This window comes from Streptomyces sp. NPDC044063 (assembly GCF_056434285.1).
Map to the genome: position 1 here is coordinate 48,344 of NZ_JBWKFM010000028.1, position 25,822 is coordinate 74,165.

Here is a 25,822-nt window from a genome sequence, read left to right on the forward strand (position 1 = left end):
ACTCCGGTCCGGATGGGGTCAACGGACCTAAGGTACGGAACGCATGCAAAAGGTCAGACGGACCAGCGCTCGCGCATCGTCTTGATGGTGTCGCCCTTGTCGTTGAGGGTGACCTCGTAGACGTTGCCGTGGCAGGAGTAGGGCTCCTTGATCTGGCTGTAGTCGTTGCGCAGGCAGGCGTCGATGTGCTTCGACAGCTCCTCGCGGGTCACCTTCTTGTGCGAGCCGGAGCCCGTGGACAGCTCGGCCTTGATGTCGGCCGGGAGCTTGTAGCCCTTGGGGGTGCCGCCGTCGCCGTGGTAGATCCAGTCGTTCGGCGTGCACACCGGCTTGGTGTCGAAGGCCTCGACGACGCTGATGTCGCGGTGGAGGCCCACCTCGATGATCTTGAAGCCGGTGGGCGGCGCCGGCGGCTTGCCGCAGTCGTCCTCGCCGTGGCCCTCGTGGCCCTCGTGGCCGGAGTGGTCGCCCTTGGCGCCGTCCGCCTTCCCGGAGCCCTTCGACGGCTTCGCCGCCGCGGAGGCGCCCGAGCCCGAGGAGCCGGCGCTCTTGTCCTCCTCCGGACCGCAGGCGGTCAGGCCGCCGGCGAGCGCGGCGGCCAGGGCGACGGCGCCGATGACGTGGCGAGTTGAGCGCATGGTGGTACTTCCCCCGTGTCGGAATTTTGTCGTGATCATGCTCGATCGACGATGTGTTCTACATCAGGGGGAGCGGCGAGATCCAATCGTGACGGGGCCTGTTGCGCGGACGGTACGGCTCCGGGGCGGAACCGGTACGCAAGCGCCACGAAACGGGTGCGGGACGGGCGCGGAACGGGTGCGGGACCGGCCCGGTCGGACCGGCCCCGCGGGCGGTGTCAGGTGGCGCCGTCAGGTGGCGGCGCAGTACTGCTGCTCCTTGCCGATCGAGCGGTACATGCAGTCCGCGTTCTCCAGCAGCTGGAGCACCGCGTCGCGGTTGCGCGCCGTCTCGCGGTCGATGACCTCGTCCGGCGGGTAGAAGCCGCCGGCGCCGGCGGACGACGGATACATCTCGAACGTGTAGGCGAAGATCTTCTGGTCGCCCCACAGCCAGTCGTCGATCGTGCCGTCCGTGATGTACAGGTCGCTGGACTGCTCCGGCGTGTAGCCGTTGCTGCGGGCCATGGACGTACCCACCGCGGCGAAGGCGTCACGGTCGTCCTGCGTCATGCCCGGTGCCGTGTCGTCGTACGTCCAGCCGAACGGCCACATCACCAGCTCGCTGTAGGTGTGGAAGTCGATGGCGGCCTTGATCCGCTGCTTTCCGTCCACGACCCGGCCGCGCACGAAGTCGGAGACGACCTTCACCTCGGGGGCCGACTCGGGCCCGGAGCCCCGGTAGGTCTCGGAGCCGGTGCTGCCGGAGGAACCGCCGCAGCAGCCCCACTTGTAGTTCCAGTTGCGGTTGAGGTCGGTACCCCGGGAGGACGAACCGGTGTTGGGCTGGCGGTTCTTGCGCCAGCTGCGGTACGTGCCGGAGGCGATGTCGTACTCGCCGCCGTCCGGGTTGAGGTCGGGCACGACCCAGATCACGCGGCTGTCGGCCATCTTGGTGACGCGCGGGTCCTTGCCGTACTGCGTGCCGAACTCCTTGAGCAGGTAGAGCGCCATCTCCACGGTCAGGTGCTCGCGGGCGTGCTGATGGGCGGTGAAGAGCACCTCGGGCCTGGCCGCGTCGGCCGGTGCGCCGGCGGGAGCCGTCGCGGTCCCGTTGCCGGCGATCTTCACGGCGATGACGTCCCGGCCCTCGTAGGACTTGCCGATGACCTGCTTGCTCATCAGGGAGGGGTGGGCGGCGATGTCGGCGTCGATCTCCGCCATGGCCTCCTTGTAGTTGTGGTACTTCGCGTCCGCGGGCGGGAAGTCGAACGGTGTGGGCTTCAGTCCGGCGCTCCGGTCGGGCGGGCCGGGCAGGACGCGCAGCCGGTAGCCCATCCGGCGGACGCGTTCTGCCTGTCCGGGGTCCGCGGTGATCACGATCGAGCCGGGGCGCACGGCGTCGACGGACACCCCGGTCGCGGCGACGGCGGTGCGCTGGGCCGCCGTACGGGGGCCGGTGACCTCGTACGCGAGGGTGCGGTCGGTGTGTTCCGCGGTGCCGGGGCCGGGCGTGCTGCCGGAGGACGCCGGTGCGGCGGCGGCCAGGGCGAGCAGGCCGGCGACGGCGGCGGTCAGAAGTCTGCCGTTCCGTCCGCGGGGGTGGTGGGGGGTGGGGGGTCGCATGAGACCTCCTGAGGGGCCCGTTCGTGCGACGAATGTGGGGGGTGAGCCTTTTCAGTGTTCGATTGCTGACATGCACGGGTCAAGAGGCCGGATGGGTGAATCAGGCCAACTTCCCCGGCACTTCAGACCGGTTGATTGCTGTCCGGTCCCGGCGACCTCAACAATGCACACGTCAAAACTGATGGGCATTTGATCTGAGAGGACCACCCCCCATGAGACGACCTCTCGTCGGTGCGCTCACGACGCTGCTGCTCTCCGGAGCCGGCGTCGGGGCCGGTATCGCGCCAGCGGCGGCCGCGCCCGCGCCCGCGAAGACCAAGGCGGTCGACTTCGCCGGCACCGTCGCGCTCAGCAACTGTTCCGGCTCGCTGATCCGGCTGCCCGGCTCGGCCGACGGCGACCCCGCGCTGGTGATGAGCAACGGCCACTGCCTGGAGACCGGCATGCCCGGCGCCGGCGAGGTCATCACCGACCAGCCGTCCAGCCGCACCTTCAGCCTGCTCAACGGCACGGCCGGCCGCGTCGCCACGCTGCGCGCCACCAAGGTCGCGTACGCCACGATGACCGACACCGACGTCTCGCTGTACGAGCTGAACACCACCTACGGGAAGATCAAGCAGCAGTACGGCATCAACGCGCTCAGCCTGTCGGCCGACCGCCCGGCGGCCGGATCGTCCATCAAGGTCGTCTCCGGCTACTGGAAGCGCATCTACTCGTGCAACGTCGACGGGTTCGTCCACGAGCTCCGCGAGGGCGACTGGACCTGGAAGGACTCGCTGCGCTACACGCCCTCCTGCAACACCATAGGCGGCACGTCCGGCTCGCCCGTCGTCGACACGTCCACCGGGAAGGTCGTCGCCGTCAACAACACGGGCAACGAGAGCGGCGAGCGCTGCACGATGAACAACCCGTGCGAGGTCGACGAGAACGGCAACGTCACGGTCCGCCGGGGCATCAACTACGCCCAGCAGACGTACGGCATCACCAAGTGCTTCGCCGCCGGGAACAAGCTCGACCTGGACCTGCCGGGCTGCGAGCTGCCGAAGCCGACGGAGGAGGAGGTCGCGGGGGTCCGCTGACCGGCCGCCCGCGCGCCCTTCGCCGCCCCTGCCCCCGCGTCCGGCCACCGGCCGGGCGCGGGGGCCGTTCGTCGAGGTTCGTCAAGGGGCGCCGGGCCGTGCCACCGGCTCGTGGGGCAAAGAACGGGGAACGGTTCTCAGCCGCTCCATTCGTGGATAAAGTGCGGAGGCACCAAGCACCGGGCAGGAATCGATCCGTGACCGCCTCACGCCCCCGCGGCCGGAGTGAACGGGGAAGCCGACGTGCCGATTGCGATAGCGGTCACCAGCTCCGACCTGGTGCTGCCGCTGCCCGGCGGCTCCGTTCCGGCCGCCGCCGTGCTCCAGCCCCCCGAGGCCCAGCCGCTGGACGCCGCCGTCGCCGAGGCGGCCGCCCTCGTCGAACGTCACGGCCACCTCGTCGTCCTGTACCCCGAGTCCCTCCCGGCCGCCTTCGCGCACCGCCTCCACGCCGTGCGCGCGGTGCTCGAGAGCGACCGCATCGCGCTGCTGCCGATCGCCCTGCCGCCCCTGGCCGTGGCCGTACTGGCCCGCCAGTTACGCCAGTTGTCCGTCTCCGACCTCGGCCCCGGCGTCCTCGCCTGCGCCGCCCGGCTGCTCACCCACTACATCCACGCCGGCGCCGAACTCGCCTCCGTCGCCCGGCTCGACCGCGTCGAGGTCGGGCTCGGTACGCACGCGGCGGCGCTCCTGCCCGGCGCGCGCTTCGGCGTCGTGGTCAGCCCCGTGCCGCACCTGGTCCGCGCCGGAGCGGGCGAGCCCCCCGCCGGCCCCTCCTTCGCCACCCGCATGACCGTGGCCCGTTCCCGGCCCCCCAGGGGCGAGGACTGGGTCACCGGCGCCCTGGCCCCGCACTGGCGGGTCCAGGGCGTCCAGGAGATCCAGCCCCTGCCCGCCGAGTCCCGGCGCTGGTGGGGCACCCACCGGGCCGTCGAGTTCGCCGCCGCCATCCCCGACCCGTCCGTGCTGTACCAACTGGTCTCGTCCGTACGCCGGGACGAGTGCCACTGGTGCGGCCTGGACCTCATCGGCGACCGCTGCGGTTTCTGCCGCGCCCCTGTGGCGCGGGGTGACCGGGACCGCGCGCATGCTCACGCCCATGCCATCGGTCCACCGGGCGCGCCGGCGCCGCCGAGGGCTGTGGGGGCGGGGCGCTGAGCGGGCGGTCCCCGCGGCTTCCCGGCCGTCCTGGCTGTCCCGGCTTCCGGCCGTCCCCGACGACCCTGTCGTCCGACCCGCGCTCCCTGTCGTCCCGCCGTTCCCGTCCGTCCCCGTCCGTTCCCGTCCGTAGCGTCCGCCCCCGTCCGAGGCCCCGAACGAGGTTCGCCGTCCGATGAATTCACGCCAGCGCCGTGGGATCGTCCTGCTGCTCCTGTCGGTCCTCTGCGCCCTCGGCGCGTTCGCCGGGGTCTTCGCCGTCATCGAGGACACCGCGTCCAAGGTCGGCCCCGAGGTGGCCGCCTACCGGCTGAAGTCCGACGTCCCGGCCTACCGGGACCTGGAGCCGGGGGAGTTCGAGCGGATCTCCATGCCGCGGCGCTGGTTGCCGTCCACCGCCGTCACCGACCTCTCGGCCCTGCGCGGCAAGATCGCCGTCACCCCGCTGCGCAAGGGGTCCCTGTTGCAGAAGGACATGATCGTCGCCCGGCCCGCGCTCGCCCCGGGCCAGCAGGAGATCGCCATCATGATCGACGCGGCCACGGGTGTCGCCGGCAAGATCATGCCCGGCTCGAAGGTCAACATCTACGCCACCTTCGACGCCAAGGAGCAGGGCGCCAAACCCGTCTCCAAGGTGATCGTCAGCGGTGCGCAGGTCATCGACGTCGGCCGGCTGACCCCCCTCAAGCGGGACGGCGACGGGCGGAGCGGCGCCACCACCCGGCAGGCCGGCGAGGCCGTGCCGATCACCTTCGCCCTCGGCACCAAGGACGCCCAACGCGTCGCCTACGCCGAGTCGTTCGCCTCCCACGTCCGGCTCGCCCTGCTCGCCCCGGGCGGCGAGGAGCCGGTCTCCGGCGGCGATCGTACGTACACCCTCGACGGCGACAAGTAGCCCGCGCGCCGGTACGGGCGGAAGAGGCCCGGGACCGGCGGCTGTTGTGGATGGAGAGGCAGGCCCACGGTGACGATCAGAATCCTTCCGGCCGTCGGCGACCCGGACGCCGCCCGCGCCCTCGGCGGGCTGCTCGGCAGACTTCCCGGCACCGAGCCGCTGCGGACCGTCGCCGACTCGACCCGCCTCCTCGACACCCTCGCCGTGCTGGCGGCGGCCTCGGTCGGCGAACTGCCCGAGGTCGTCCTCGTCCACGAGCGCATCGGGCCCGTCCCCGCCCTCGAACTCGTCCGCGACATCGCGCTGCGCTTCCCCGCCACCGGCGTCGTCCTGCTCAGCGCCGAGGCCGGCCCCGCCCTCTACGCCGCCGCCATGGACTGCGGGGCGCGCGGGCTGGCCGCGCTGCCGCCGTCGTACGAGGAGCTGGCCGCGCGCGTCCAGGCCGCCGCCCACTGGGCCACCGGCGTGCGCCGCCACCTGGGCGCCGGGGACGACCCCCGGGTGCCCGGCGGGGCCGCCGCCGGCGGGGGCCGGCTCGTGGCCGTCGTGGGCGCCAAGGGCGGTGTCGGCACCACGGTCACCGCCGTGCAGCTCGCCCTCGCCGCGTGCGCCGCCGGGCGCGGCGTCGCCCTGGCCGACTTCGACCTCCAGTCCGGCGACGTCGCCTCGTACCTGGACGTGCGGTTCCGGCGGTCCGTGGCCGACCTCGCGGGCATCAGCGACATCTCGCCCCGGGTCCTGCGGGACGCCGTCTTCCCCCACCCCACCGGCCTCGGCCTGCTGCTCGCCCCCGCCGAGGGCGAACGCGGCGAGGACGTCGGCGACCTGGCCGCACGGCAGATCGTCGCCGCCCTGCGCGCCCGCCACGACGTCGTGGTCGTCGACTGCGGCACCCAGATCACGGCGGCGGGCGCCGCCGTGATCGAGACGGCGGACGTGGCGTTACTCGTCACCACGCCGGACGTGGTGTCCGTACGCGCCGCCCGGCGCATGGTCCGCATGTGGGAACGGCTGCAGATCCGCAAGGCCGAGGAGACGACGACCGTGGTCAACCGACACACCCGCACCGCCGAGATCCAGCCCCCGCTCGTCGCCCGCACCACGGGCACCCGTACCGCCCGGACCACCGTCCCGGCCGGCTACAAGGAGCTCCAGGGCGCCGTCGACTCCGGGCGCATGCAGGACCTCGACGCCCGCTCCGGGGTCCGGCAGGCGCTGTGGGCCCTGGCCGGCGAACTCGGCCTGGCCGCCCCGCCGTCCGGCGGCCGCCCCTCCGGCGCCCACGCCGGCCGCCGCCGGGCCATAGGGGGTGGCGGCGGGGGCGGCACGGGCCCGGACCAGCTCACGCCGGTGCCCAGCGGCACCCTCCTGCCGATCGGCCGCTTCCGGCGCCGCCACGGCGGCGACCGGGGCCAGATGGCCGTGGAGTTCGCCGGCATCCTGCCGCTGATCCTGGTGGCGCTCGCGGTCGTCTGGCAGTGCGTCCTGGTCGGCTACTCCTACTCCCTGGCCGGCCACGCCGCCGACAAGGGCGCCCGCGCCGGCGCGGTGGGCCGCGACTGCGCGACGGCGGCCCGCCAGGACCTGCCGGGGGCCTGGCGCGCCGAACCGTCCTGCGGCCCGGACGGCGCGGTCTACCGCGCGAGCGTACGGCTACGGGTACCGGTCCTCCTCCCGGGCGCGGTCACCTGGCCCTGGCCGGTGGAGAGCACGGCCGGCGTGGCGCGGGAGGACTGAGGGATGGCGACCCGCACGTACGGGTCCTCCCCGGCGGCCGCGCGGCCGGCCACCGGCGACCGGGGATCCGCCTCCCTCGAGCTCATCGGGTTCCTGCCGCTGCTGCTCCTCGTCGCCCTCGCCGCCGTGCACCTCGGGCTCGCCGCGTTCGCCACGCAGCAGGCCGGTACGGGGGCGCGGGCCGCGGCGCGCACCGCCACGCTGGACGAGCCGGAGGCCGCCCCCGCGGTGGCCGGTACCGCCGCCATGACCGCGTGGGTCGCCGGGCGCGCGACGGTCGACGCGCCCCGCTGCGCCGGCGCGGCGGGCGACGCCGGCGCGGCGGGCGGCGGTGGCCCGGACCGGGTCACCGCCACCGTCACGGTGCGCGTCCCCGCCGTCCTGCCCGGCACCGCCTTCACGGTGACCCGGCACGCCACCATGCCCTGCCCCGCCGACCCCCCGGGGGCGGCCCCGTGAGCCTGCGCGACCGCATCACCGCCCCCGAGGCCCGGTCCGACGGCCGCGAGGCCGGGCACCTCGTGCCGGTCTACCGGGCCAAGCTCCTGGAGGAGATCGACCTCGCCGAGATGTCGGCCCTGACGGCCGCCGAGCGGCGTTCCCGTCTCGAACGGGTCCTCGGCCACATCATCAGCCGCGAGGGCCCGGTCCTCTCCACCGCCGAGCGCGACAGCCTCGTCCGCAGGGTCGTCGACGAGGCCCTGGGCCTGGGCGTCCTGGAACCCCTTCTGGAGGACCCGTCCATCACCGAGATCATGGTCAACGGCCCGGACCGGATCTTCGTCGAACGCGCGGGCCGGGTGGAGCCCGTCCCCGTCCGCTTCGCCTCCCACGAGCAGCTGATGCAGACCATCGAACGCATCGTCTCCACCGTCAACCGCCGCGTGGACGAATCGAACCCGATGGTCGACGCCCGCCTTCCCAGCGGTGAGCGCGTCAACGTCATCATCCCGCCGCTCGCCCTCGACGGCGCCACCCTCACCATCCGCCGCTTCCCCCGCGCCTACACCCTCCGCGAACTGATCGGCATGGGCACGCTGGACGAGCCCATGCTGATGCTGCTCGGCGCCCTCGTCCGGGCCAAGTTCAACATCGTGGTCTCCGGCCCCACCGGCGCGGGCAAGACGACCCTCCTGAACGCCCTGTCCGGCCTGATCCCCGAGGGCGAGCGCATCATCACCGTCGAGGACGCCGCCGAACTCCAGCTCCAGCAGCCGCACGTGATCCGCCTCGAGTCACGGCCCCCCAACGTCGAGGGCAAGGGCCGCATCACCATCCGCGACCTCGTCCGCAACTCCCTGCGCATGCGCCCCGACCGCATCATCGTGGGCGAGGTGCGCGGCGGCGAGACCCTCGACATGCTCCAGGCCATGTCCACCGGCCACGACGGCTCCCTGGCCACCGTGCACGCCAACAGCGCCGAGGACGCCCTGCTGCGGCTGCGCACCCTCGCCTCGATGTCGGAGGTCCGCATCCCGTACGAGGCCCTGCGCGACCAGATCGACAGCGCCGTCGACTGCCTGGTCCAGCTCGCCCGGCACGCCGACGGCACCCGGCGCGTCGCCGAGATCGCCCTGCTGGAGCCGGTGCCGGGGCCGGGATCGGAGCCGGGGCCGGGGTCGGGGCCGGGGTGGGAGCTGGGGCGGGGGTCGGGGTCGCTGCCGGGGCCGGGCGGGGGTACGTACCCCGACGCCCCCGCCCCCGCCCCCACCGGCGGGTACCGCCTCGCCACCGTCTCCCGCTTCGACGCCGAACCGCTGGGCGCCGACCGCGTCGTCCGCGGCGCCTTCGCGCACTTCCCGCTCCCCGCGCGCGCCGCCGAACGCCTCCGGCTCGCCAACGAGCCCGTACCCGCCGCCCATGGCGTCGCCGCGTTCCCCGGCGCCGCCCGCACCCGCCACACCGGACCCAGGTGAGAGGTAACCGCCCATGGACGCCCTGGCCCTGCTGACCGCCGGCACCACCCTCGCCGGCGGCGCGCTGGCCGTCGCCGGCGTCCGCGCGTACACCACCGGACGCGACCGCCACCGGGCGCTCGTCGAGCGCCTCGCCGAAGCCCCCGCCCCGCCGCCCGCCGGCCGCGCCCGGTACTTCGTGCGCACCGACCGCCGGCTCCGCGCCACCCCCATCGGCCGGGGCCTGGAGCGGCGGATCGCGTCGACCGGACTCGACGTCACCGTCGGCGAGTTCGCCGTGGGCACGGCCGCTGCGGCCGCCGGCCTGTGGCTGCTGGCGGCCACCGCCCTCGCCCCCTTCTTCGGCCCCCTCGCGGCGGCCGTCGCGATCTGGTCGGCGTACGCCTGGCTCGCCTGGCAACGCCGCAAACGCATCGAGCGGTTCATCAACCAGCTGCCCGAACTCGCCCGCATCCTCGCCAACGCCACCCAGGCCGGACTGGCCCTGCGCACCGCCCTCGGCATGGCGGCCGAGGAGATGGAGGCACCGGCGGGCGAGGAACTCGCCAAGGTCGCCGACCGGCTGGCCGTGGGCCACTCCATCGACGAGGCGCTCGGCGAACTCGCCCACCGCCTTCCCTCCCGCGAACTCGTGGTGCTGGTGACCACCCTCGTCCTCTCCAACCGGGCGGGCGGCACCGTCGTCAGCTCGCTGCGCAACCTCACCTCCACCCTGGAAGAGCGCAAGGAGACCCGGCGCGAGGTCCGCACCCAGCTGTCCCAGGTCACCGTCACCGCCTACGTCGTCCCGCTCATGGGCATCGGCACCCTGCTGCTCATGGACCGCATCGCCCCCGGCTCCATCGAACGGATGACGGACGGCTGGGCGGGACAGCTCGCGGTCGTCGCGGCCTTCGCGCTGTACGCGCTGGGATTCCTCCTCATCCGCCGCCTGGCGCGGATCGACGTATAGGGCATCGACGTACAGAGCCTCGACGTACAGAGCCTCGACGTACAGAGCCTCGACGTACAGGGCATCGACGTACAGGGCATCGACGTATAGGGCAAGGAGAAGCGACATGGGACCGGGACTCGGACTCCTGCTGGCCCTGCTGGCCGCCGCCGCGACGGTGGGCATCTGCTACGGCGTCGCGCTCTGCCGCGGCGAGGCCCGGCTGCCCCCCGACCTCGCCGTGGCCCTGGAGGTCGGCGCGACGCGCACGACGGCCGTCGGCTCGGCCGTCGACCGGCTCGGCATGCGCTGGGCCCCGCTCGTCCTGCGCCTGATGGGCGACAAAAGGGTCGCCGCCGTCCGCCGCAGGATCGACCGCGCGGGCAACCCCGGCGGCCTCACCGTCGACCGCTACGCCGCCCGCCGCGCCGTCTACGGCGCCCTCGGCTTCGGCGGCGCCCTCGTGATGCTCCTCAAGGGACAGCCGCTGCTCGCCCTGCTGCTGGTGGCTTTCGGCCTCTTCTGGATCGAGGTCGGCATCAGGGCCGCCGTGCGCGAACGCCGCGACGCCATCGAACGCACCCTCCCCGACTTCCTCGACGTACTCGCCGTGGTGGTCAGCGCCGGGCTCGGCTTCCGCCAGGCCCTCGAACGGGTCTCCGGACGCTACGAGGGGCCATGGGCCGACGAACTGCGCATCACCCTCCGCCAGATGGACATGGGCGTCAGCCGCCGCCAGGCCTTCGACGAGCTGCGCAGACGCAACGACTCCGAACAGGTCGCCCAGTTCGTCACCGCGCTCCAGCAGGGCGAGGAGCTCGGCACCCCGATCGTCGACACGCTCATCGGCATCGCCACCGATATGCGCCGCACCGACGCCCAGCTCGCCCGCCGCCGGGCGGCCCGGGCCGTACCGAAAGCCACCATGGTCATCACCACGTTCATGGTCCCCGGCACCATGATCCTGCTGATCGCGGCCTTCTTCCTCGGCTCGGGCACGGACCTCGGCCCGCTCACCGGCGACTGAGATGGGTGAAGAACGTGAAGACGCTTCGCGGGTGCAACGCGCTGTGGGACGGTGGTGCGCGGACCGGGGGGCCGGGGGCCCGGAGGATCGGGGGTGAGGCGCGTGGTGTCCCAACTGCCCAGTGAGGGAAGGGAAAAGGTCCGGCAACGCACCGACCGAGGAGGGGACCAGGATGAGCGGGAGCTCACGGGAGACACGAGCGGAATCACGGGTGGGGCAGTCGCACTGGAACGACCGTCCGAACGACCGTCTGACCGGCCGCCTGAACGACCGTCTGAACGGCCGTCTGAACGACCGGGGACAGACCTCCGTCGAATACCTCGGCATCATCGCGGTCGTCGTCGCGATCATCCTCGTACTGACGACCACCGACTTCGGCACGATGATCGCCACCGCCATCACCAACCAGATCCAGCGGATCACCGGCTGAGCCGGGACGCCGGCCAGGCGTTCCCCCTCTACATCACGGCGGTGGCGGCCCTGCTGTTCGTCGCGCTCGCCCTGTTCGTCGTCGGCCGGGCCGGAGCGGCCAGGAACACCGCCCAGACCGCCGCCGACGCCGCCGCCCTGGCCGCGGCCCAGGATTACCGCGACCAGCTGCGCACCGGCTTCCTGACGGCGGCCACGGCCACCGGCGGCGACTGGGCGGGCTGGCTCGCCGGCCACGGCGCCGACCGCGACCGGGCCTGCCGCGCCGCCGCCGCGTACGCCGAGGCCAACGGTGCCCGCCCCGCCATCACCTGCGGCGAGGGCGACGCGCCCGGCTCGTTCCGCGTCGGCGTCACCTCCGCGCGCCCGCTCGGCCCCTCCGTGGTCCCCGGCACCGAGCACACCCGCGCCACGGCGGCCGCCACCGCGGTCGTCGCCCCCCGCTGCGCCCCCCGGGCCGCCGCGGTCCTCACCCTGACCTGCGACGACAAGACCGTGGTCATCGACCCCCGGCGGCCCCCGACGGCCGTGACGGCGGCGGACCTGTTCACCGTACGACTGACGGACTGAACCGACCGATCCCGGACGACCCGACGGACGGACACGACCCATGAGCTCTCGGACGGCAGGAGCGGCCCTCCTGGTCGCCATATCCCTCGCCTCCCTCGCCCTGACGGGCTGCGGGGGCGGCGACGACGGCGACGGGGCGAAGAGCGCCGGCGCGAACTCCGCGAAGAACTCCACCGCGCCGCCGGGCGGCGGCAGTAGACCGACCCCGCGGCCCAGCGCGACCATCGGCGAGATGCGCGGACCCGACGGCATCGTCGTGCTCCTCCACTCCGCCAGGCGCGACAAGGGCGGCTTCGTCACGGTCGACGGCACCGTCGCGAACCGCGGTTCCAAGCCCTACACGTCACTGACCTGGAGGTCGAAGGAGACGGAGATGAAGTCCCAGTCCTCGGTGTCCGGCGCCTCCCTCGTCGACGCGACCGGCAAGAAGCGCTACCTCGTCCTCCGCGACACCGACGGCGAATGCCTGTGCACCACGGGCCTCGTCAACATCCGGCCCGGCGAGAGCCGCGCCCTCTACGCGCAGTTCCCCGCCCCGCCGGACGACGTCAAGGCCGTCGACTTCCAGCTCCCGACCATGCCGTCCGTCCACATCCCCCTCGCCGGGTGAGCGGTCCCATGTCGCCGACCATCCGACGGCCCCTGTGCGGCACGGCGCTGGCCACGGCGGCGGTCCTCGCGGCCGTCGTCCCCGCTCACGCCCACGCCCACGCCCCCGCCCCCGCCTCCGGCCGGGCCGACACCGACGCCCGGACCTCCGCCCGCACCACGCCCCCGGTGAGGATCGACGCCAAGGCCCCCGGCCTCAGGCTACGCCCGGGCGCGCGCCTCGCCCCGGGCCGTGTCCTCGACATCAAGTCCGTCATCGAGACGGACGACGGCGGCGAGCGCCGCGAGGACACCAACACCGACGTCACGTTCGCGCTCCAGGCCGAGGTCCTCTTCGACAAGGACAGCGCCCGGCTGAGCGACCCCGCGGCCGCCCGTATCCGCGTCATCGCCGACGAGGCCCGTAAGCAGCACGCCACGGCCCTGCGCGTCTTCGGCTTCACCGACAACCTCGGCTCGGCCGACCACGGCGTCGCCCTGTCCAAGGACCGCGCCAACGCCGTCCAGCGCCGCCTCGCCGAACACCTGGGCTCGTCCTCGATCCGGTACGAGATCCGCGGCTACGGCGAGCAGTACCCCATCGCGGACAACGGCACGGAGGACGGCCGCCGCAAGAACCGCCGCGTCGAGGTCAGCTTCCCGCGCGGCGGCTAGCGGCGGCGTTCATGGAGTCAGAGCAGGTGATCGGCCTTCCCGGCCTTGATGTCGAGGATGAGGGCGCGTAACGCGTCGCGGGTGTCGGTGAGGGGGTGCTCCTCGTCCCCGGCGACGGCGATGTAGGCGTTGCCGGCTGTGTCGGTGCCTATGCGGAAGCAGTTGTTGCCTGTGCCGCAGAACGGCTCTTCCCAGGTGATGCGGTTCATCGTCGTCTCCATCAGAGGTCGGCTGCGATGCAACGAATGAAGTCGCGGGACTTCTTCGGGTCAAGAGCCGCCTGTTCCATCCAACCCAGATGGGCGCGGAAGCGTTCCAGCTGGGAGTCGGCGTACTCGAAGGCGGGCCCCCGTGCTGAATCGAGCTGAACTGTGTCGAGTCGCGGAACCGCACCCTCCGCGTACAACATGGCATGTCCCGCTCCGGGAAATGCCCCGGTTTCGACGGGGACCACGCGCAGCACGATGTTCTCGCGCTCGGACATGAGCAGGAGGTGGTTGAGCTGCTCCCGCGTCACAGCCCTCCCGCCGAACTGCATGCGCAGTGCTGCTTCGTGGATGTACCCCGTGTAGTCCAACAGCTTGCTTCCGCCGAGGACCTGCTGGCGTTCCATGCGATGCGCGACGTGCAGCTCCACCTCCAGGCGGGGCAGGGGCGGCAACACGCCGTCGAAGATGGAACGGGCGTAGCTCTCCGTCTGAAGAAGCCCCGGTAGGTGCATCACCTGCGTTGTCAGCACGCGAGTGGCATGCCATTCGAGCTCAGCGATGTCCAGCAGGCCTACTGGCAGGGTCCCTCTGAACTTCTCCCACCAGCCGCGCTCGCGTTCACTGGCCATGGAGACGAGAGCCGCGATGTAAGCCCTGTCGTTGCAGGCGTAGTTGCAGGCCAACGTCTTGAGGCGGTCAGGTGCGATCACGCGCACTCCGGCCTCGATGTTGTTGATCTTCCCTCGATCGAGGCCGAGCAGACCAGCGGCGTACTCGGTGGAAACGCCTGCTGCTGTACGCATCTTGCGCAGCTCGTACCCGAGACGCTTCTGGCGTTCGGTGGGTGTTGTCCTGGGTGGCATGCGTCCCTTCCTACTGTGTTCGAAGGGAGCGTTCCCCGTGCGAGAGGCCTGGATTCACCCCTTCGGGTAGATGCCACCGGCGAGGTGGCGCCGCGCCACCTGTGCTCGCTAGTTTCGGTCGTGCACCGCCATCGAACGGCCCCGGCGCCAGCCGGAAGCGCATCGCGTGGGCATGTCCAGCCACCTCCTGCCCTGGGAGAGGCGTGCCCGCGTCAGGGAGACAAGCCACCGGGTCGCCCCCGGGCCGAATCGCATACCCACCCCCTGACGGGAGCTGCCGCATGTCCATGCCTCTGCCCCTGCCCGTATCCCCCGCGAGCCTCTGCCCCACCGTCACTCCGGAAGCGCGGAACCCCGCCGACCACCTCCACCACACGCCCACCCCACTACGGGAACGCCGCAAGCTGTCGTACAGCTACGCGATCCCCGCCGATCCGCAGGCGTCCCTCGTCGCGCGGATGAGCGTTCAGAACGCGCTCAGCGCGCACGGGCTGACCGAGCTGCTGCCGCCCGCGTTGCAGGCGACCGGCGAACTGGTCGCCTGCGCGGCGCTGTTCGAACCCGGCAGCATCCTCTACCTCTCGATCGGGTGGGAGGAGGAGCACGACGGCATCCGGATCGTGTTGTGGGACCCGCACGTGCACCACGCGGATCCGGCGAGCGCCGCCGCGTGCGCGGCGCGCCGGCACAAGTTCCTGTACCTGCTGGGGTGTGTGGTGCACGAGTGCAGGGGAACGTGGGGCGTGGTGAAGCCCGCGCCCGCGCGGGAGGGCACCCGGGTCTGGGTGAGTCTGCCGCGTACGGGCGCGGCGGCGTACGCGGCGGCGCTGCGCTGAGCCGAACGGTCGCGGACCCGCCGCTCACCACGGCAGGATGGGCCCCGCCCGGTTCGGCAGGGGAGTGCTGAGGGAGGCGGGAGATGAGGGGCGGGTGGTTCGCCGGGACGGCGGCGGCGCTGGCGGCGATGATGACGTGGGCGTCGGCGGCGGGGGCACCGGCTGCCATGGCGGTCGACGGACCGGCCGGGTACCGGATGGCCTCCGGGGCGATACCCGTCACGGGCGCGGGCGGCGGCGCCGACGCGCCCCCGCTGAAGGCGGGCGCGGGCGCGTACACGGACAGCATCGCGCCGGGCGAGAAGAAGTACTACACGGTCGAACTGGACGGGCAGTCCAGCGCGTACGTGTCGGCGGTGGCCGTTCCGAGGCCCGGTGGGGCGATGGGGCTGCGGGACGGCATCGACGTGGCGTTGCAGACGGCGGACGGGACCCCGTGCGGGGCCGCGCGCAGCAGGTCGTTCCTGTCGGCCGGTGGCGCCTACCCGGTGGCGGACTACGCGGAGCGCGTCGTACGGGCGGGCGGGCCGTGCGCGGGCGCGGGCACGTACCGTTTCGTCGTCCAGCGCGGCGACGCGACCGGCGGGGACGCGGCGCCCGTACCGCTGGAGCTGAAGCACGTCACGGAGGCGCCCCAGCGGAACGATACGGAGGCGCCGCCCGCCCCCGGCGGCTGGAGCTCGCGGGCACCATCGGGCCCGCCGCAGGGGGAGGGGGAACGGGTCGCGGGTGGCACCGGCTTCAACGACGCCGCCGAGCTCCGCCCCGGCGCCTGGAAGGACGAGCTGCGGCCGGGCGAGACACGCTTCTACCGGATCGCCGTCGACGTCGGGGAACAGCTCTTCGCCGACGCGGAGTTCGGCGCGAGCCGGGGCGCCGGGCCGTACGTGGTGCGCGGGGTGCGGCTCGGCCTCAGCAACACCGCCCGCGGCTACGTCATGAACCGTACCGGCGGCTACCAGGGCACCCCCGCGACCGTCTCCCTCGCCACGCCCCCCGCCGGCTACGGCACTGGCGGCACCGGCGGCGAGGCGGCCCGCGGCATGCGCTTCGCGGGCTGGTACTACCTCCAGGTCAGCCTCAACCCCAAGGTGCGCGGGGGTGCGACGGACGGGGGCGTGCCGGTGACGCTCAAGGTCGAGGTGGCGGCAGCGAGGAAGGCGGGCCGGGACGACGACGCCTCCGGCCGGGCCGCCGGCGCCGTCGGCGGTGAACTCGTCGCGGCCGCGGGCGCCGGCACCCCCCGCAACCACCGCCTGCGCCTCATCGGTTACGTCGGCGTCGGCACCGGATCCACGCTGCTGCTGGGCCTGGGCGTCTGGACGCTGGCGGCGCGCCGGAGGAACGGGTGAGGCGGCGGCATGGCCGCGGTCACGGCGTCTCCGCGCGGCGGGCGCGGTCGGTGCGGAATCAGACCCAGGGGTCCGAGAAGGAGCGGCCGGGCACCGGCTTGGCGATGAGGGCTATCGGGATGAAGAAGTTGACCTGTCCGATCGCCATCATCAGGGTGGCGAGGGCCTTCTCGTCGTAGTGCTCGGACACCTCGGCGAAGAGCTCGTCGGACACCCGCTCGCCGTGCGGGGACGGCTGGAGCACGGCCTCGACCAGGGCGAGGGCGGCGCGCTCGGCGGGGGTGAAGTACGGCGAGTCCTGCCAGGAGGCCACGGAGGCGATGCGCTCCTCCGACTCGTCGGCCTTGCGCAGGAACGAGGTGTGCAGAACGGTCAGGTAGGTGTTGGCGACGATCTGGCCGGCGCGCAGCTGGAGCAGGCTGATCGTGGTGCGGGGCACCGAGCGGTTGCCGGTGGCCCGGAACAGCGCCGCCGACACCTCGGCCAGCTCGGGCACGAGCTCGCCGGGGTCGGCCATCCGTGAAGCCATCGGAACCTCTGTGGTGATCGAACGTGCGGTCATGGTGGTGCTCCCTTCACACGATCCCGCGGTCGCGCCGTCCTCGCCGCCGCGCCGCCTTCACTCCCATGACGGGCCGGGGGAGGGGGATGTGACCGGTGGATGGATCTGCCGGGTGTGCTCCCGGTCACAGGGGTCGTCGCCCGGGCTGGTCGCCGATGTGGGTTACCGGGTTACCGGGCGGCCTGGGCGTGGCGGGCGCGGATGCGGTCGGGGTAGCGGGCGGTGAAGGCGGCGGGGAGTGCGAAGCCCGCGATCTGGACGGCCGTGGAGATGCCGGATCCCAGGCCCAGGGCGCTGACCGCGGTCACGGCGGCGGCCGTGGCGGTGAAGGCGGCTGCCCAGGCGGCGGTGATCACGACGTTGATGCGGCGGAAGAGCGGGGTGTTCCACACCGCCTCCGGGGCCTGGCGCTTGGCTATGCCGGTGGTGAAGGGGCGGCCGACGGCCAGGGTGGCCCAGGCGGTGAGGGCGAGCCAGCCCAGGGACATGGCGCCGCCGAAGTGCCGCAGCCCGCTGTGCGGGAGGGCGAAGGCCAGGGCGGTCAGCGCGGCGAAGTAGGCCGCCGTGCTGTACTCCAGGATCAGCGACTCCCCGGCGGTGCCGGCCGTGCGCTCCTTGATCAGCAGCGCGATCGCGGTGACGAGGCCCGCGGCGGCGCCCCACTGCCAGCCGGACGAGGAGACGACGGCGAAGGCGATCCAGGGCAGGAAGCCGCGCAGGTAGTTCATTGAAGAGTCCCCCTCGGGTGTCGGTGGCCGAAAGTGGCCGGGTGTCGGTGCCGGCCCCCCGGCCGACATTCCAACTATGACATGTCAGAGCTGGACTGTCCACTCTCGACATGTCAGGTGTGGAGGGTAGAGTGGTGGGTATGAGCCTGAGACACGCGATGCTGGGCCTGCTGGCCAACCGACCCGCCAGCGGGTACGACCTGATGAAGGGGTTCGAGACCTCGCTGAGCAATGTCTGGCCGGCGACCCAGAGTCAGGTCTACGGCGAGCTCGCCAAGCTCACCAAGGCCGGCCTGCTGGAGGTCGCGGCGGAAGGTCCCCGCGGCCGCAAGGAGTACGCCATCACCCAGGAAGGCCGCGCCGAGCTGCACCGCTGGCTCACCGAGCCCCCGCCCGAGACCGTCCGGCGCAGCGACGCCCTCCTGCGCGTCTTCTTCCTCAACCACCTCACCCCGGTGGAGGCCATGACCTACCTGATGGGCGAGGCGGAACGCGCGGCCGGACAGCACGCGGCGCTGACGGAACTGGAAGGGAAGATCGACTGGGGCGACGATCCCCTGTCCGTCAACGGACGCCTCGCCTTCGAATACGGCCTGCGCTTCACCGCCATGCGCGAGGAATGGGCCCGCTGGGCCACCGAAGAACTGCGTAAGACCCGGGAGCGATGACGATGCCCCTCGCCTGAGACCGCAACGGCGTTGTGGCTGGGAGCGCGGGTCGGTGACCGGCAACCCGGCGGGCGGGTTAGGGCGTGGCCGTAGGGTTGTTGGATTGCGGACGAGCCGCCAGGTTGGACGGACGTGGCCTCAGCGGCTTTGTATGATCCAACGCGTGATCAGCTTTACGATGGTCGAGTTTCCGACTGCTTCAGCTCGGGAATCGGCAGAGTTCCTCGGGGCCGTTTTCGGCTGGGCGGCGACCCCGTACGGTCCGGAATACACGGACGTGCACTGCGGTGGTGGAGTCAGCCTCGGCTTCCAGCAGGACCCCTCGGAAGCCCCGGCCGGGCCGTTGGCCGTGATCCGGGTGAACGACCTGGAGGAGACGCGAAACGCGGTGCTCGAGGCGGGCGGCACCGTCACCGTCGAGGCGTTCGACTTCCCCGGCGGCAGGCGCTTCCATTTTCGGGAGCCGGGTGGCAACGAGCTTGCCGCATGGACCCCGGCGGGACACTGAAACCCGCCGTAAGCACACCGGCGAAACCTGATCGCCGGCAACGGACCAGGTCGAACACGCGGCTTGGGGCGCGGGACGGATAACCCTGGTATGCGTGACCAGGACGGGTTGTTCGAGGCCAAGCCGGTTGAGTCGAGGCGTCCGGGGGTGCGTGCGGCAGGGGTTGACAAGCGGAACCGGGTGTTCGCCCCGCACTACCGCTCGATCGCCCGGTTCCGCCGCTGCCTGGGCGTCCTCGTCCATGGCCGTCGGCCGACTCGGCCACGATGAGCAGGTCTCGCCCGCGCCTCGCGGACGGATCCCCAAGAACGCCACGCTGAAGGAGCGCATGGCCCGCAAGCTTGCGGACCAACCTGGCCGCAGGGCCTGCAGCCACCGCAAGACCATCGTCGAACCTGTCTTCGGGCAGATCATGACCTGCCAAGTGGGCCGCCAGCTCCTCCTGCGCGGCGAGGACGGCGCCCGAGGAGAGTGGTGCCTGCCACAACCTCCGCATGGTCTTCCGGCACACCGGAGCGGCTGGCCTGACCACCGCGCTCGCCTGGCGAGCCCGCCCTCCGATGGCCGGCCTCCGCGCCGACAGCCCGACTGTCGAGCCCGGCGCACACGGATCGGGCAAGCGCCACTCATCCAGTCACGCTCGCTTGCTCGATACGGCCCCACGGTCCTAGGGCGTGTCCGGGACGATCTCGACGCGGGCGCCGGTGTGGAGGCCCCAGGCGGCCATCGTGCCGGCTGCCGATTCCAGGACGCTGCACGCGCGCAGGCGCGGGGCGCCGAGCCGGCCCGGGGGCATGGTGCGTACGGCGATGACGGTCAAGTCCTGGTCCAGGTAGGCCACATCGATGGGGAAGCGCATGCGGAAGGTGTGCACTCCGCCGGCGGGGGTCAGCAGCAGCGCGCCCTCGATCGCGTCGCGGCCGAGGAGGCCGCGGGAGCGGGCGCGGAAGGAGGTCGCTATCTCCAGCGGGACGAGCATCCCGGTTGCCGTGACGCGGAGTTGGGCTGTTCCGTCCTGTCGGCTGACCATGCAGGACAGGTTATCCACAGGCCCCGGCGGGAGGTGGCGATCGTGCGTAACCTCGGGGCATGGACTCGCTGTTGATCGCCGCGGCGGCCGTGTACGGAGCTGTCGCCGGGGCCCTGGTGCCGCGCGCGCGGTTCCGGCTGGCCGTGGAGCCGGAGGAGGAGTGGCGCTCGGCCGGTCCCTGCGGCCACGCCGTCGCGGGGTGGGCGGGCCGGGCGCGGTGCGGGGTGTGCGGAGGGAGGTACGGGCCGGGGGCGGCGTGGCCGGCGGTGGTGACGGCCCTGGCGTGCGCGGTGCTCGCGGCGGCGGCCGGGGCGCGGCCCGAGCTGGCGGTGTGGCTGCTGGCGGCGCCGGTGGCGGTGGTGCTGGCGGGGGTCGACCGGTCGGTGCGGCGGCTGCCGGACGTGCTGACCCTGCCGCTGGCGGCCGGCGTGGCCGCCCTGCTCGGCGCGGCCACGCTGATACCCGGCTCGGCGGGGTCCTGGTCGCGGGCCCTGCTGGGCGGACTGGCGCTGGCGGCCGGCTACTTCACCCTGTTCCTGCTGCGTCCGGACGGCATGGGCTTCGGTGACGTCAAGCTCGCGGCCGGGCTCGGCTGCGCCCTGGGCTGGTACGGGTGGGGCGTGCTGTTCCTGGGAGCCTTCGCCGGCCTGCTGCTGGGGTCGCTCTACGGAACGGGCCTGCTGCTGACGGGCCGTGCCCGGCGCGGCGACGCGCTGGCCCTGGGGCCATTCATGATCGCGGGTGCGTGGGTGGGGGTCGTGGTGGGGGCGGGGGGAGGAGGGGGGTGGGGGACCCCCTAGCTCCGCGGAACGATGCCGGCCCCCAGGTCCGTACCGGCCCCCAGGTCCGTACCGGCCCCCAGGTCCGTACCGGCCCCAGGACCGCGCCGACTCCCCGGGCCCGTACAGGCCTCCGGCCCGCGTCGGCCCCAGCTTCGTGCCCGGCTCCCCGGGCCCGTACAGGCCCCCGGCCCGCGTCGGCCCCAGCTTCGTGCCCGGCTCCCCGGGCCCGTGCCGGCCCCACGCCCCACCTCCACTATTGGACCATCCGATCCAAAACCTGTTACGTTCCCACTATGGCCCGACCCAGGAAGTTCGACGAGGAGCGGGCGGTCGACGCCGCGATGGAGGCGTTCTGGGCCGCCGGGTACGACGCGACGTCGACCCAGGACCTGTGCGACGCCACCGGCCTGGGCCGCAGCAGCATCTACAACACGTTCCACAGCAAACAGGCGCTCTTCCAGCGCGCCCTCGCCCGCTACATCGAACGCCGGACCGGCGAGCTCGACGAGATCCTCGCCGAGGAGCGGCCCGCCCGCGAGAAGATCGAGGCGCTGCTCCACCGCATCGTCGCCGAGGAGACCGCCCCCGGCGGTGACGGCCGCGGCTGTCTCTACGTCAACACCGCCGTCGAGCTCTCCACCCGCGACGCCGACGTGGCGCGGGACCTGGAACGCGACTACGCCCGCCGCCGCGAGGCGCTCGCCGCCGTCCTCGCCGCCGGGCAGCGCGACGGCGACATCGGCCCCGACCGGGACCCCCGCGCCCTCGCCGACTTCGTGATCGCCACCATCAGCGGTATCCGGGTCGCCGCCCGCGCCGGCGCCGACGCCGCCGCGCTCCGCGCCGTGGCCCGTACCGCCCTCGACGCCATCTGAGTCCGGGGGCCCGCCATCCGGGGCTCCAGGGCCGCAGGGCTCCAGGGCCCCAGGGCTCCAGGGCCCCAGGGCGCAGGCCACCCATGCTCTTGCCGCGCCCTTCCCGCGCCCTTCGCCCTCCCCATGCCCTCATTTTGAACCGATCCATCCAAAACGAATCGAGGATCACCCCCGTGCCACGCGCCGTCCACCTCCTCGCCCTCGGCATCTTCGCCATGGTGACCAGCGAGTTCGTCGTCGCCGGTCTGATGCCGCAGATGGCCGAGGGGCTCGCCGTCACCGTTCCGCGGATCGGTTACCTCATCACCGCGTTCGCCCTCGCCATGGCCTTCGGCGGGCCCTTCCTCACCGTCGCGGTGCTCCGTCTGCGCCCCAAGGCCGCCCTGATGGTGCTCTTCGCCGTCTTCCTCGCCGGCAACGTGCTGGCCGCCACCGCCACCGGTTACGCGCTCATGGTCGTGGCCCGCGTCGTCACCGGCGTCGCCTCCCAGGCCTTCTTCGGCGTCGCCATCTCGATGTGCGCCCAGCTGACCCGTCCCGAGGTGCGCGGGCGCGCCATCGCCGTCGTCATGAACGGGCTGATGCTCGGCACCCTGCTCGGGCTGCCGCTGTCCACCGTGATCGGTACGGCCCTGGGCTGGCGCGCCGCCTTCTGGGCCATCGTCGTCCTCGCCGTCGCCGCCGCCCTGTGCACGGCCGTCGGCGTTCCGGCCGTGGGGCACGCCGAGGGCGGCGGGAGCCTGCGCGAGGAGCTGGGGGTCTTCCGGAGCAGCCGGCTCTGGCTCGCCCTCACCACCAGCACCTTCGTCATCGGTGCCACGTTCTGCGCGTTCAGCTACTTCAACCCGATCCTCACCGAGGTCACCGGCTTCGGCGCCGGTGCCGTCCCCGTCCTGCTCATCGCCTACGGGGCCGCCACCGTGGCCGGCAACCTCGTCGTCGGGCGCCTCGCCGACCGCCACGCCGCGCCGGTGCTGCTGTGCGGCCTGCTGCTCAACGCGTTCTTCCTCGCGGGCTTCGCCCTGCTGGCCCATCTGAAGGTCGCGGCGGTGGTGTTCATGATGGGCATCGGCCTGGTCGGCGTCACCATGAACCCGGCCATGGCCACCCGCGTCCAGCGGGCCGCCAACGCCCGGCCGCTGGTGAACACCGTCCACGCCTCGTTCATCACCCTCGGCGTGGTGATCGGTTCCTGGGTGGGTGGCGTGGTGATCGGTTCCCACGGTCTACGGGCGCCGCTGTGGCTGGGAGCCGCGCTGGCCACCGTCGGCGCCGTGACCGTCCTGCCCGCCCTCGTCCGCCGTCTGCCCGGTCCGGTCCGCCGTCCGCCCGCCCTCGTCCGGCGCCGCCGCCCGCAATCTCCCCCACGGAACCCATCGCCCCCACTGACCCCTCCGACCCCTCCGACCACACCCACCCCGATTCCGGACCCCGTTTCCGGAATCGTGGCCGAAACCGCACCCGTGTCCGAGTCCGAAACCGTCCCCGACACTCCCTCGAATGGTCACGATTCGTGCACGAAATCGGGTCCGCTCACCCGTGTGACGTCAATGACGTCGTGAATGCCGTCAAGCCGATGATGACTTTGCACGACCTTTCGGCGTGACCCGCCGGGCCGGCCGCGACCCGTGTGCCGCATGGCCGGTCAGGCCTCACGGCCCTGCTATTGCTGGGATCCGCGAACCCCGAAGGGGCCTTGTCCGCCGCCCCGTTCAAGATCAAAAACTGGTGTGGGGGTCAGCGCGCCACGCGCTGTCACCCCCGCCGGTGCGTGAACCACGGCCTCCGACCGGTTATGGTGGAAACCCCCCCTCGGGCCGGTCCGTATCCCCCCCACGGACCGGCCCGTTTTCTTTTCCCGGTGTCACTGTCCGTATCGAAGCGTGTATGACACAGCAGTTGATCTTGGATCGTGCTTCGGGTAACAGGGACGGATCAGGATTCCCCGCGGCGGGCCCAGATGTTGACACCCTCCGTGCTCACCGCCAGCGCGTCGATTTCGGCCAGCTCGTCCTTGGTGAGGGGAGCCGCGTCCAGCGAGGCGATGTTCGCCTCCAGCTGCGCCACGCTCGACGCGCCGATCAGGGCCGAGGTCATCCGCTCGTCCCGCAGCACCCAGTTCAGCGCGAGCTGGGCCAGCGACTGGCCGCGGCGCTCCGCGATCGCGTTCAGGCCGCGCAGCCGGCCCACGACCTCCTCGTTCAGCAGCGCCGGGTCCAGCGACTTGCCCTGTGCGGCGCGCGAGCCCTCCGGGATGCCGTGGAGGTACTTGTCCGTGAGCATGCCTTGGGCGAGCGGGGCGAAGGAGATGCAGCCCATGCCCTCGTCCTCCAGGGTGTCGAGCAGCGCGTCGTCCTCCGTCCAGCGGTTGATCATGGAGTACGAGGGCTGGTGGATCAGGGCGGGCACGCCCATCTCCCGCAGCAGCCGCGCGGCCTCGCGGGTCTGCTGGGCGCTGTAGGAGGAGATGCCGGCGTAGAGCGCCTTGCCCTGCCGGACCGCGGACGCGAGGGCGCCCATCGTCTCCTCCAGCGGCGTGTGCGGGTCGAACCGGTGCGAATAGAAGATGTCGACGTAATCGACGCCCATCCGGCGCAACGAGGCGTCCAGCGAGGACATCAGGTACTTGCGCGAGCCCCATTCGCCGTACGGGCCGGGGTGCATCAGATAGCCGGCCTTCGTGGAAATGATGATTTCGTCCCGGTACGGACGGAGGTCCTGCGCGAAGATCTTGCCGAAGTTCAGTTCGGCGGAACCGGGCGGCGGACCGTAGTTGTTGGCCAGGTCGAAGTGGGTGACCCCGAGGTCGAAGGCCCGGCGCAGGATGGCCCGCTGCGAGTCGAGGGTGCGGTCGTCGCCGAAGTTGTGCCACAGTCCCAGGGAGATGGCGGGCAGTTTGAGCCCGCTGCGGCCCGTACGCCGGTACTCCATGGAGTCGTAGCGCGTTCCGGCCGCGCTGTAGAGCGAGGTTTCGGTCATGTGCATCTGACTATCACGGTCCTGTGACGGGCCGAGTTGGGTCCTCGCGACACGCTGGCAGTAGTGTGGCGCCTTCGGGGGCGACCGCCGAGGCATGGAGGGGCAGGAAGAGTGAAGTTGCGCGACCTGGTGTACAGGCTTTACGCACGCCGGGTGGAAGGCCGCCTCGACCACGCACAGGTGCCCAAGCACATCGGTGTCATCCTCGACGGCAACCGCCGCTGGGCCCGGGCCGACGGTCTGACGCTGGAGCAGGGCCACCAGGCGGGGGCCGACAAGATCTCGGAGCTGCTCGGCTGGTGCGCCGAGACCGACGTCGAGGTCGTCACGCTGTGGATGCTGTCGACGGACAACCTCGACCGTCCGGCCGACCAGCTGGGCCCGCTGCTGACCATCATCGAGAACACCGTGCGCGACCTGGCGGCCGACGGCCGCTGGCGCGTCCACCACGTGGGCACCCTCGACCTGCTGCCGGCGCGGACGCAGACGGTCCTCAAGGAGGCCGAGCAGGCCACGCTCGACGTCGGCGGGATACTCGTGAACGTCGCCGTCGGCTACGGCGGCCGCCAGGAGATCGTCGACGCCGTCCGCTCCCTGGTCCTGGAGGCCGCCGACAACGGCGACTCCTTCGAGGAGCTGGCCGAGAAGGTCGACATCGACCACATCACCAAGCACCTCTACACGCGTGGCCAGCCCGACCCGGACCTCATCATCCGTACCAGTGGCGAACAGCGGCTCTCGGGCTTCATGCTCTGGCAGAGCGCCCACTCGGAGTACTACTTCTGCGAGGTCTTCTGGCCGGCCTTCCGCAAGGTCGACTTCCTGCGCGCGCTGCGCGACTACGCGGCCCGCCACCGGCGGTACGGCTCCTAGGGCCTGTCCGGGGGCGCGTCCCGGGGTCCGGGCCCGCATCCCCTCCCCGCAGCAGTGGCGAACCGCGCATCCGGCTGAACGCCAGTACGAGTGACGGCGGATCAATCGTTCACCTGCTCGTCGCATATGCCGTTGCATGCTCAAGCGGCCCAGCGGGAATATCCCCTGCAGGTCGACGGTCCGAACCGGGACCGTCGCTCTGCCAGCGGGCGGCATGGGGCCGCCCGCCCGGGAGGCCCTTTGCACCAGGACGACGACCGTGCGCACCGAGCGGCTCCGACAGGCCGCACGGCGGACACGGCGAGCCGG

28 protein-coding genes and 1 pseudogene are annotated in these 25,822 nt (G+C 72.4%); 21 read left to right on the forward strand and 8 right to left on the reverse strand.

The annotated features are described in order from the left end of the window. Positions 1 to 53: 53 nt before the first annotated feature. Both AC07BS_RS27945 and AC07BS_RS27950 read right to left on the reverse strand, forming a co-directional pair. Positions 54 to 638 carry a hypothetical protein gene (locus AC07BS_RS27945; RefSeq protein ID WP_478934858.1) on the reverse strand — a complete coding sequence of 195 codons (585 nt, stop codon included), beginning with the start codon at positions 636 to 638 and terminating at the stop codon, positions 54 to 56. A 231-nt stretch (positions 639 to 869) separates the two neighbouring features. Next, positions 870 to 2,243, reverse strand: coding sequence for a M14 family metallopeptidase (locus AC07BS_RS27950; protein ID WP_478934859.1), 1,374 nt, complete (start codon positions 2,241 to 2,243; stop codon positions 870 to 872). 212 nt (positions 2,244 to 2,455) lie between these two features. Between AC07BS_RS27950 and AC07BS_RS27955 the strand changes: the two genes are divergently transcribed. From AC07BS_RS27955 to AC07BS_RS28010, 12 genes are all read left to right on the forward strand, one after another. Further along, positions 2,456 to 3,322, forward strand: a complete 867-nt coding sequence (locus AC07BS_RS27955; RefSeq protein ID WP_478934860.1) for a trypsin-like serine peptidase — start codon at positions 2,456 to 2,458, stop codon at positions 3,320 to 3,322. A 243-nt stretch (positions 3,323 to 3,565) separates the two neighbouring features. Beyond that, positions 3,566 to 4,480, forward strand: coding sequence for a hypothetical protein (locus AC07BS_RS27960; protein WP_478643064.1), 915 nt, complete (start codon positions 3,566 to 3,568; stop codon positions 4,478 to 4,480). Between the two features lie 175 nt (positions 4,481 to 4,655). After that, positions 4,656 to 5,375: a Flp pilus assembly protein CpaB gene (gene cpaB, locus AC07BS_RS27965; RefSeq protein ID WP_478934861.1), complete on the forward strand. Its 720-nt coding sequence runs from the start codon at positions 4,656 to 4,658 to the stop codon at positions 5,373 to 5,375. A 69-nt stretch (positions 5,376 to 5,444) separates the two neighbouring features. Next, complete coding sequence (locus tag AC07BS_RS27970) at positions 5,445 to 7,112, forward strand: P-loop NTPase (RefSeq protein WP_478934862.1); 1,668 nt, start codon at positions 5,445 to 5,447, stop codon at positions 7,110 to 7,112. Between the two features lie 3 nt (positions 7,113 to 7,115). Further along, positions 7,116 to 7,571, forward strand: coding sequence for a TadE/TadG family type IV pilus assembly protein (locus AC07BS_RS27975; RefSeq protein WP_478934863.1), 456 nt, complete (start codon positions 7,116 to 7,118; stop codon positions 7,569 to 7,571). Then, positions 7,568 to 9,028 carry a CpaF family protein gene (locus AC07BS_RS27980; RefSeq protein WP_478934864.1) on the forward strand — a complete coding sequence of 487 codons (1,461 nt, stop codon included), beginning with the start codon at positions 7,568 to 7,570 and terminating at the stop codon, positions 9,026 to 9,028. Before AC07BS_RS27975 ends, AC07BS_RS27980 begins: the two co-directional genes overlap by 4 nt. Before the next feature lie 13 nt (positions 9,029 to 9,041). Beyond that, on the forward strand, positions 9,042 to 9,980 hold the full coding sequence (locus AC07BS_RS27985) for a type II secretion system F family protein (protein WP_478934865.1): 939 nt from the start codon (positions 9,042 to 9,044) through the stop codon (positions 9,978 to 9,980). 106 nt (positions 9,981 to 10,086) lie between these two features. Beyond that, on the forward strand, positions 10,087 to 10,986 hold the full coding sequence (locus AC07BS_RS27990) for a DUF5936 domain-containing protein (protein ID WP_478934866.1): 900 nt from the start codon (positions 10,087 to 10,089) through the stop codon (positions 10,984 to 10,986). Positions 10,987 to 11,158: 172 nt separating this feature from the next. Continuing rightward, a complete protein-coding gene (locus tag AC07BS_RS27995) occupies positions 11,159 to 11,416 on the forward strand; it encodes a Flp family type IVb pilin (protein WP_478934882.1) in 258 nt (85 codons plus the stop codon). Further along, on the forward strand, positions 11,413 to 11,985 hold the full coding sequence (locus AC07BS_RS28000) for a pilus assembly protein TadG-related protein (protein ID WP_478643251.1): 573 nt from the start codon (positions 11,413 to 11,415) through the stop codon (positions 11,983 to 11,985). Before AC07BS_RS27995 ends, AC07BS_RS28000 begins: the two co-directional genes overlap by 4 nt. A 40-nt stretch (positions 11,986 to 12,025) precedes the next feature. Next, a complete protein-coding gene (locus AC07BS_RS28005) occupies positions 12,026 to 12,595 on the forward strand; it encodes a hypothetical protein (RefSeq protein ID WP_478643047.1) in 570 nt (189 codons plus the stop codon). An 8-nt stretch (positions 12,596 to 12,603) separates the two neighbouring features. After that, entirely contained in the window at positions 12,604 to 13,248 is a 645-nt protein-coding gene (locus AC07BS_RS28010; protein ID WP_478934867.1) for an OmpA family protein, read from the forward strand. A 17-nt stretch (positions 13,249 to 13,265) separates the two neighbouring features. Here AC07BS_RS28010 and AC07BS_RS28015 read toward each other — a convergent pair whose 3' ends face one another. Both AC07BS_RS28015 and AC07BS_RS28020 read right to left on the reverse strand, forming a co-directional pair. Continuing rightward, positions 13,266 to 13,457, reverse strand: coding sequence for a hypothetical protein (locus AC07BS_RS28015; RefSeq protein ID WP_478643043.1), 192 nt, complete (start codon positions 13,455 to 13,457; stop codon positions 13,266 to 13,268). 11 nt (positions 13,458 to 13,468) lie between these two features. Then, on the reverse strand, positions 13,469 to 14,320 hold the full coding sequence (locus tag AC07BS_RS28020) for a Scr1 family TA system antitoxin-like transcriptional regulator (RefSeq protein ID WP_478643041.1): 852 nt from the start codon (positions 14,318 to 14,320) through the stop codon (positions 13,469 to 13,471). A gap of 281 nt (positions 14,321 to 14,601) precedes the next feature. Here AC07BS_RS28020 and AC07BS_RS28025 point away from each other — a divergent pair, with 281 nt between their 5' ends. Both AC07BS_RS28025 and AC07BS_RS28030 read left to right on the forward strand, forming a co-directional pair. Beyond that, positions 14,602 to 15,156: an ATP-binding protein gene (locus AC07BS_RS28025; protein ID WP_478934868.1), complete on the forward strand. Its 555-nt coding sequence runs from the start codon at positions 14,602 to 14,604 to the stop codon at positions 15,154 to 15,156. An 83-nt stretch (positions 15,157 to 15,239) separates the two neighbouring features. Beyond that, on the forward strand, positions 15,240 to 16,508 hold the full coding sequence (locus AC07BS_RS28030; RefSeq protein ID WP_478643036.1) for a hypothetical protein: 1,269 nt from the start codon (positions 15,240 to 15,242) through the stop codon (positions 16,506 to 16,508). A 58-nt stretch (positions 16,509 to 16,566) separates the two neighbouring features. Here AC07BS_RS28030 and AC07BS_RS28035 read toward each other — a convergent pair whose 3' ends face one another. Next, entirely contained in the window at positions 16,567 to 17,070 is a 504-nt protein-coding gene (locus tag AC07BS_RS28035) for a carboxymuconolactone decarboxylase family protein (protein WP_478643034.1), read from the reverse strand. Between the two features lie 170 nt (positions 17,071 to 17,240). Continuing rightward, complete coding sequence (locus AC07BS_RS28040) at positions 17,241 to 17,798, reverse strand: hypothetical protein (RefSeq protein WP_478643031.1); 558 nt, start codon at positions 17,796 to 17,798, stop codon at positions 17,241 to 17,243. 140 nt (positions 17,799 to 17,938) lie between these two features. On the opposite strand from AC07BS_RS28040, the gene AC07BS_RS28045 reads away from it, so the two are divergent. From AC07BS_RS28045 to AC07BS_RS28055, 3 genes and pseudogenes are all read left to right on the forward strand, one after another. After that, a complete protein-coding gene (locus AC07BS_RS28045; RefSeq protein WP_478643029.1) occupies positions 17,939 to 18,466 on the forward strand; it encodes a PadR family transcriptional regulator in 528 nt (175 codons plus the stop codon). A gap of 163 nt (positions 18,467 to 18,629) precedes the next feature. Beyond that, positions 18,630 to 18,974 carry a VOC family protein gene (locus AC07BS_RS28050; RefSeq protein ID WP_478934869.1) on the forward strand — a complete coding sequence of 115 codons (345 nt, stop codon included), beginning with the start codon at positions 18,630 to 18,632 and terminating at the stop codon, positions 18,972 to 18,974. Between the two features lie 241 nt (positions 18,975 to 19,215). After that, positions 19,216 to 19,516 (forward strand): annotated as a pseudogene (locus AC07BS_RS28055) (IS5/IS1182 family transposase); the annotation flags it as partial. Between the two features lie 125 nt (positions 19,517 to 19,641). Here AC07BS_RS28055 and AC07BS_RS28060 read toward each other — a convergent pair. Next, positions 19,642 to 20,004, reverse strand: coding sequence for a DUF192 domain-containing protein (locus AC07BS_RS28060; protein WP_478934870.1), 363 nt, complete (start codon positions 20,002 to 20,004; stop codon positions 19,642 to 19,644). A gap of 59 nt (positions 20,005 to 20,063) precedes the next feature. Between AC07BS_RS28060 and AC07BS_RS28065 the strand changes: the two genes are divergently transcribed. The 3 genes from AC07BS_RS28065 (at position 20,064) to AC07BS_RS28075 (ending at position 23,223) form a co-directional block, all read left to right on the forward strand. Continuing rightward, entirely contained in the window at positions 20,064 to 20,804 is a 741-nt protein-coding gene (locus AC07BS_RS28065) for a prepilin peptidase (RefSeq protein ID WP_478934871.1), read from the forward strand. Positions 20,805 to 21,079: 275 nt separating this feature from the next. After that, positions 21,080 to 21,661 (forward strand): TetR/AcrR family transcriptional regulator, encoded by a 582-nt coding sequence (locus tag AC07BS_RS28070; protein ID WP_478934872.1) that lies wholly within the window; start codon positions 21,080 to 21,082, stop codon positions 21,659 to 21,661. Between the two features lie 173 nt (positions 21,662 to 21,834). Next, positions 21,835 to 23,223, forward strand: coding sequence for an MFS transporter (locus AC07BS_RS28075; protein WP_478934873.1), 1,389 nt, complete (start codon positions 21,835 to 21,837; stop codon positions 23,221 to 23,223). 373 nt (positions 23,224 to 23,596) lie between these two features. On the opposite strand, the gene mgrA is transcribed toward AC07BS_RS28075, so the two are convergent. Then, complete coding sequence (gene mgrA, locus AC07BS_RS28080) at positions 23,597 to 24,640, reverse strand: L-glyceraldehyde 3-phosphate reductase (RefSeq protein WP_478643017.1); 1,044 nt, start codon at positions 24,638 to 24,640, stop codon at positions 23,597 to 23,599. Between the two features lie 111 nt (positions 24,641 to 24,751). Here mgrA and AC07BS_RS28085 point away from each other — a divergent pair, with 111 nt between their 5' ends. Then, a complete protein-coding gene (locus AC07BS_RS28085) occupies positions 24,752 to 25,513 on the forward strand; it encodes an isoprenyl transferase (protein ID WP_478643015.1) in 762 nt (253 codons plus the stop codon). Positions 25,514 to 25,822: the final 309 nt, after the last annotated feature.